Annotated in this window: 7 protein-coding genes; 6 read left to right on the top strand and 1 reads right to left on the bottom strand. The window is 52.8% G+C overall.

All coding sequences use genetic code 11. The features are described 5' to 3' along the window. Window positions 1-25: 25 nt before the first annotated feature. Complete coding sequence (locus tag F4V72_RS13175; RefSeq protein WP_121767817.1) at window positions 26-1,507, bottom strand: MFS transporter; 1,482 nt, start codon at window positions 1,505-1,507, stop codon at window positions 26-28. A gap of 328 nt (window positions 1,508-1,835) precedes the next feature. Here F4V72_RS13175 and ybgI point away from each other — a divergent pair, with 328 nt between their 5' ends. From ybgI to F4V72_RS13205, 6 genes are all read left to right on the top strand, one after another. Continuing rightward, window positions 1,836-2,579 (top strand): radiation resistance protein YbgI, encoded by a 744-nt coding sequence (gene ybgI / locus F4V72_RS13180; protein ID WP_023248864.1) that lies wholly within the window; start codon window positions 1,836-1,838, stop codon window positions 2,577-2,579. 15 nt (window positions 2,580-2,594) lie between these two features. Beyond that, window positions 2,595-3,251, top strand: coding sequence for a 5-oxoprolinase subunit PxpB (gene pxpB, locus F4V72_RS13185; protein ID WP_001188371.1), 657 nt, complete (start codon window positions 2,595-2,597; stop codon window positions 3,249-3,251). Beyond that, window positions 3,245-4,177 (top strand): 5-oxoprolinase subunit PxpC, encoded by a 933-nt coding sequence (pxpC, locus tag F4V72_RS13190; protein ID WP_023248863.1) that lies wholly within the window; start codon window positions 3,245-3,247, stop codon window positions 4,175-4,177. The genes pxpB and pxpC overlap by 7 nt, the downstream gene beginning before the upstream one ends. Then, on the top strand, window positions 4,167-4,916 hold the full coding sequence (gene pxpA, locus F4V72_RS13195; protein ID WP_053529338.1) for a 5-oxoprolinase subunit PxpA: 750 nt from the start codon (window positions 4,167-4,169) through the stop codon (window positions 4,914-4,916). The genes pxpC and pxpA overlap by 11 nt, the downstream gene beginning before the upstream one ends. A 308-nt stretch (window positions 4,917-5,224) precedes the next feature. Continuing rightward, on the top strand, window positions 5,225-5,347 hold the full coding sequence (locus tag F4V72_RS13200; protein WP_044136514.1) for a hypothetical protein: 123 nt from the start codon (window positions 5,225-5,227) through the stop codon (window positions 5,345-5,347). 69 nt (window positions 5,348-5,416) lie between these two features. Next, a complete protein-coding gene (locus F4V72_RS13205; protein ID WP_000824704.1) occupies window positions 5,417-5,983 on the top strand; it encodes a tyrosine-type DNA invertase in 567 nt (188 codons plus the stop codon). Window positions 5,984-6,258: the final 275 nt, after the last annotated feature.

Genomic DNA, 6,258 nt, shown 5'->3' on the forward strand with positions numbered 1-6,258 from the left:
GTGCAGACTACCGGGCATTTTGATGTCAGGGTTCGACGGCCAGCGAGCGTTTTTTGAATTTGAAGGACTGATACAGCCAAATCAGCAGGACAACGCCTACGCAGGCTAAAGCGCCCCAGGTGATCTGTTCAAAAACATCGATATAGGCGTTGATGGTGTAATTAACCGCGCCGCTGGCGTCGAAGGCGCTTTGCGAGGTCTGATCAGCGATGACGCCTGCCAGATAGTTAGCTATCGCGCCGGACAGCAGCATATAAATTCCGGTTAATACGCCAGTGACGCCGGGGATGTCAATGCGCGTAATTTGCGACATGGCGACCGGGTCGATAAACAGCTCGGCAAAGCCCATCACCGCCAGCCCCAGCACCATTAGCGGCATTGAAGAGTGCCCATAAGCGGCGGACCAGCGCGCGCTCAGGGTCAGAATGCAGAATCCGGCGCTCATCAGACCGAGACCCAGCGCGAATTTTCCCCAGATACGCACGGTGCGATTACCGCTTACGCTCTCTTTAACCAGCCAGGCCAATACGACCCCACACAGCATCACGGCAAAGGCGTTCACCGACTGGAACATGGCGGTGGGAACGGAATAGCCCAGAATATCGCGGTTCACAAAGCGGTCGATATACAGGCTGATAGAACTGCCGCCCTGCTGAGCAAACGCCCAGAACAGCATACTGAACAGGGTCAGGATGACAATCAGCCCCAGCTCTTTGCGCTGTTTTGCCGTTTGCGCCTGGCGATAAATTTTTGTCAGCACGCCCAGGCCGATCGCGGTCGCCACGATTAAGGCATAGACTGACCATTCTTTCCAGAATAGAACGGTAATCAGCAATGGCGCCGCTACCAGCAGAATTAACAGCCAGCCCCAGTTCGGCAACAGGTAGTTTCTGGCACACAACACGGCTTTATTAACGCCGGTGGTGTGGGTGAAATGACGATTCCCACACAAGAAGATCACCAGTCCCGCCAGCATACCAATGGCGGCGAGCGCAAAGCCCATTGCCCAACTGTATTCCTCTTGCACATAGCCGCAGGCGATAGGGGCCACGATCGAACCAATATTGCCCGCCGCGTAAAGCAGCGAGAACCCGCCGTCGCGGCGCGGATCTTCCGGCTGGTACAGTTCGCCCAGCAGGCAGCTAATATTCGATTTAAACAGGCCGTAGCCGCAGACAATGATCGCCAGCGACAGATAAAGAAATGTCGGCGCGATCTCACTGGCGCCCAGCACTAAATGACCGACCGCCATTAAAAATGCGCCCAGCATGACTGCCATTCGGTTGCCAAGCACCTTATCCGCCAGATAGCCGCCAAGAATCGGCGTTACGTAGACCAGCGAACAATAAGCGCTGAATAACTCATAGGCGTGGTTATCGTCGTATTTTAGCTGATTGGTGAGATAAAGAATCAACAGGGCGCGCATACCATAAAAGCTGAAGTACTCCCAAATTTGCAGGGCGACAACGTAGTAAATGGCGCGGGGTTGAGATGCTTGTTTATTCATCGTATTTCCGGGATAGAGGCGCTGTGGCAAGAAATAGACATTCTCAGATAATGCCTTTCTTTGTGGACTTATTAAGCCTGCCGTATCGCCGTGTTTCCTTAAAGTTACCAACTTGATACAGAACTGATTTCTTCTGCAATATGCGTTCTGATTGCATAAATATACATGAAACCGATCGTGTTTTGCTAAGTAATTTGCACCAAACCAGGGGGTGATTGTTTCTTGATGTGTCAAACAAATGTTTATCGACGAACTGCTAACGGGAGGCTATGTTAACGGAGGCTGAACCCGTAATGGGAAAGCAGAACGTGGGTTAAAGGAAGCGATGATGAAAAACACCGAGCTGGAACAACTGATTAACGACAAGCTGAACAGTGCGGCGATAAGTGATTATGCGCCGAATGGTTTACAGGTCGAAGGAAAAGAGACGGTACAGAAAATCGTTACCGGCGTGACCGCAAGTCAGGCGCTGCTCGATGAGGCGGTGCGTTTGCAGGCCGATGCGGTCATTGTTCATCATGGTTACTTCTGGAAAGGCGAGTCTCCGGTTATTCGCGGCATGAAACGCCGTCGCTTAAAAACGTTACTGGCAAATGATATTAACCTTTACGGTTGGCATCTGCCGCTGGATGCGCACCCTGAACTGGGCAACAATGCGCAGTTGGCGACGCTATTGGGTATTACCGTGAAAGGAGAGATTGAGCCGCTGGTGCCGTGGGGGGAGCTCTCAATGCCGGTGCCGGGGCTGGAACTGGCCTCATGGATTGAAGCGCGTTTGGGGCGTAAACCGCTATGGTGCGGCGATACCGGGCCAGGGAATGTCCAGCGTGTCGCCTGGTGTACCGGCGGCGGACAAAGTTTTATTGATAGCGCCGCCCGCTTCGGCGTTGACGCCTTTATTACCGGCGAGGTGTCTGAACAGACCATTCATTCCGCGCGCGAACAGGGGCTGCATTTTTATGCCGCCGGGCACCATGCCACTGAACGCGGCGGTATTCGCGCCCTGAGCGAATGGCTGAACGAAAACACGGAGTTGGATGTGACGTTTATTGATATCCCTAACCCGGCATAACTGAGAGGCAATAAAGTGCAGCGAGCGCGTTGTTATCTGTTAGGCGAAACGGCGGTCGTCCTGGAACTTGAACCGCCAATTACGCTGGCGAGCCAGAAACGCATCTGGCGTCTGACGCAGCGTCTGGTCGATATGCCGAACGTGGTGGAAGCGATTCCTGGGATGAACAATATCACCGTGATCTTGCGGGAACCGCAAACTCTGGCGCTGGATGCGATTGAGCGTCTGCAGCGCTGGTGGGAAGAGAGCGAGGCGCTGGAGCCGGACTCGCGTTCGGTTGAGATCCCGGTGATCTATGGCGGCGCAGGCGGGCCGGATCTGGCGGCGGTGGCGCGGCACAGCGGTTTGAGTGAAAAGCAGGTCGTGGAGCTACATGCGTCCGTTGAGTATGTCGTCTGGTTTTTAGGCTTTCAGCCTGGCTTTCCCTATCTTGGGAATTTACCAGAACCGCTCCATATGCCCAGACGCGCGGAGCCGCGCCTGCAGGTTCCGGCAGGTTCTGTCGGCATCGGCGGCGCACAGACGGGTATTTATCCATTATCCACGCCGGGAGGCTGGCAACTGATCGGCCTCACGCCGTTGAAGTTATTCGATCCGATGCGGGAGCCTCCGGTTCTGCTACGCCCTGGAGATAGCGTACGCTTTGTGCCGCAAAAGGAGGGAATATGCTGAATATTATTCGCGCGGGGATTTACACCTCCGTGCAGGATAGCGGGCGTCACGGTTTTCGTCAGTCGGGACTGAGCCACTGTGGCGCGCTGGATAAACCCGCCTTTCAGACCGCTAATCTCCTGGTCGGGAACGATGCGAATGCCCCGGCGCTGGAAATCACTCTCGGTCAACTGGTCGTCGAGTTTGAAAATGAGACCTGGTTCGCTCTTACCGGCGCGGGCTGCGAGGCGCAGTTGGATAATCAACCGGTCTGGACAGGCTGGCGATTGCCGGTAAAAGCGGGCCAGCGTCTCACTCTGCATCGACCGCTTCACGGGATGCGTAGCTATCTGGCGGTGGCGGGCGGTATTGCTGTGCCGGAGGTGATGGGCTCTTGCAGTACCGATCTGAAGTCCGGTCTCGGTGGGCTGGAAGGGCGGCTGCTAAAAGATGGCGATCGGCTGGCGACGGGCAAACCATCGCGGCAGTTTAGCGGGCCGCAGGGCGTGAAACAGTTACTGTGGGGTAATCGCATTCGTGCGCTGCCGGGGCCGGAATACCGTGAGTTCGATCGCGCATCGCAAGAAGCGTTCTGGCGTTCGCCGTGGCAACTCAGTCCGCAAAGTAATCGCATGGGCTATCGTTTGCAGGGACAATCGTTAACGCGGACAACGGATCGCGAACTGCTGTCGCACGGTTTGCTGCCCGGTGTCGTGCAGGTGCCTTACAACGGTCAACCTATTGTGCTGATGAATGATGCCCAGACCACCGGCGGCTATCCGCGTATTGCCTGCATCATCGAGGCGGATATGTACCATCTGGCGCAAATCCCGCTAGGGCAACCGATCCATTTTGTGCAATGTTCGCTGGAAGAGGCGCTCAACGCGCGTCGCGAGCGTCAGCGCTATCTGGAACAGCTTACCTGGCGACTTCAGCATGAAAATTGATTTAAATGCGGACGTGGGCGAAGGTTGCGCCAGCGACGGCGAATTATTAACGCTGGTCTCCTCCGCCAATATCGCCTGTGGTTTTCACGCCGGCGATGCGCAAACCATGCTGACCTGCGTGCGCGAGGCGCTGAAAAACGGCGTGGCGATCGGCGCGCATCCCAGCTTTCCGGATCGGGATAATTTTGGGCGGACGGCGATGGTTTTGCCGCCGGAAATGGTATACGCCCAGACGCTGTACCAAATCGGCGCGCTGGGGGCGATTGCTCAGGCGCAAGGCGGCGTGATGCGCCATGTCAAACCGCACGGTATGCTCTATAACCAGGCGGCGAAAGATCCCCGTCTGGCACAGGCGATTGCGAAAGCGGTACACGACTATGATCCGTCATTGATTCTGGTTGGACTGGCGGGCAGTGAGTTGATCCGAGCCGGTGAGCGCTATAGTCTGACGACGCGGCAGGAGGTGTTTGCCGATCGCGGCTATCAGGCCGACGGTAGCCTGGTGCCGCGCACGCAGCCTGGCGCGCTGATTCACGACGAAGGGCAGGCGCTGGCGCAAACGCTGGATATGGTGCAAACCGGGAGAGTGAAAAGCGTTACTGGCGTGTGGACGACTGTCACGGCGCAAACGGTGTGCATTCATGGCGACGGCGAGTATGCGCTTGCGTTCGCACGCAGGCTACGCGCCGCGTTTAATGCGTGTAATATACACGTTATTGCCGGAGAGCCAGACGATTGAAGCTATTATATTCCGTCTGCTAAAGTTTATCGTATACCGCTCACTTAATGTTAAGAAGGGGGATTTATTCAATATTACATAAATCCCCTCTTAATATATTATTTTAAAAATAACTCAGTGATGCTGTAATAGTCAGTATGACGAGTTTATTGTTGTCAGCAGCAGAATTTTTGAAAATCTTTATGAGATTGTTAGCTATCGCCATCTAATTAAATGTCCGGGGCGGGTAAGTTACCTGACTCTTTATAAACACTTTCTGATTGATTTACCTCACGATAGCCTCATTTTTAGCATTTATATTCCTCGTCATGATGACTTATCAGGAGACTGAAGCCAGATTGATTCGCTGTTTTACTATCACGTCATGGATAGCGTGCCAGATTGCCAGGTATATGGATTTTAAGCTGTTTACGCGTAACAACTTTTTTTAGCGAAAATTAAACTCATCTGATCAGTGATTTTTTAGTATATTACTCATTTTGTTATGATGGATTTGTTTTGTGAAAAGAAAATATCTTACTCAAGAAGAGATCGAAAAACTGCTGTCAGCGACTGACAGAATGCCCTTCCCGGAAAGAAACCGCTGCTTAATCCTGATGGCGTTTATTCATGGCTTCCGGGCCAGTGAGTTGCTGGGGCTGCGCTTATCGGATATTGATCTTGCAGGGAGACAGCTTTATATCCGGCGCCTCAAAAATGGCTTTTCAACGTGTCACCCCCTCCTTCCTGATGAGTATAACGTATTGAAAAGCTGGCTCAGGGCCAGGAAGTATCTTGAGAAAGGAGCTGACGGAGACTGGCTGTTCCTGTCGCTGCGGCGGCATCCGCTCAGCAGGCAACAATTTTTTTACATACTCCGTGAGGCAGGGCGGCTGGCCGAATTAACGATAGCGCCACATCCTCATATGCTGCGACATGCCTGCGGCTACGCCCTTGCTGACAAAGGGATTGATACACGACTCATACAGGACTATCTGGGACACAGGAATATCCAGCACACCGTAAGATACACCGCAAGTAACGCCGGGCGCTTTCATGGAATATGGCGAAAAAAACGCCGGGTATGACCGTACGTTCTGACTCAAAAAGTTAAGTCCTCTCCGCGCTTTCATCATCCTCTCAGATTTACCCCTTCCACACAAGAGTAATGGAATCGTAATCTATTGCTTATTAAGGATTTATTCCTATAACAATAAAAAAACTAAGGGAAAATATATCTGGTCCAACCAGCACTGTTCTGTATTCATCTTTGCCCTGTCTGCACAAAATGTTAATTTTAAGTGTTAAAAAAACGCATTAAATAATATTTACTACTGTTTAGTTTTAATTATTAAGCATTAAA

This window comes from Salmonella enterica subsp. diarizonae (genome assembly GCF_008692785.1).
Classification (GTDB): Bacteria; Pseudomonadota; Gammaproteobacteria; order Enterobacterales; family Enterobacteriaceae; genus Salmonella; species Salmonella diarizonae.

What these genes read in the sequence shown, in the direction of transcription:
- ybgI (WP_023248864.1), top strand. Translation starts at nt 1,836, where the DNA reads ATGAAAAACACCGAGCTGGAACAACTGATTAACGACAAGCTGAACAGT.
- pxpC (WP_023248863.1), top strand. Translation starts at nt 3,245, where the DNA reads ATGCTGAATATTATTCGCGCGGGGATTTACACCTCCGTGCAGGATAGC.
- pxpA (WP_053529338.1), top strand. Translation starts at nt 4,167, where the DNA reads ATGAAAATTGATTTAAATGCGGACGTGGGCGAAGGTTGCGCCAGCGAC.
- F4V72_RS13175 (WP_121767817.1), bottom strand. Translation starts at nt 1,507, where the DNA reads ATGAATAAACAAGCATCTCAACCCCGCGCCATTTACTACGTTGTCGCC.
- F4V72_RS13200 (WP_044136514.1), top strand. Translation starts at nt 5,225, where the DNA reads ATGATGACTTATCAGGAGACTGAAGCCAGATTGATTCGCTGTTTTACT.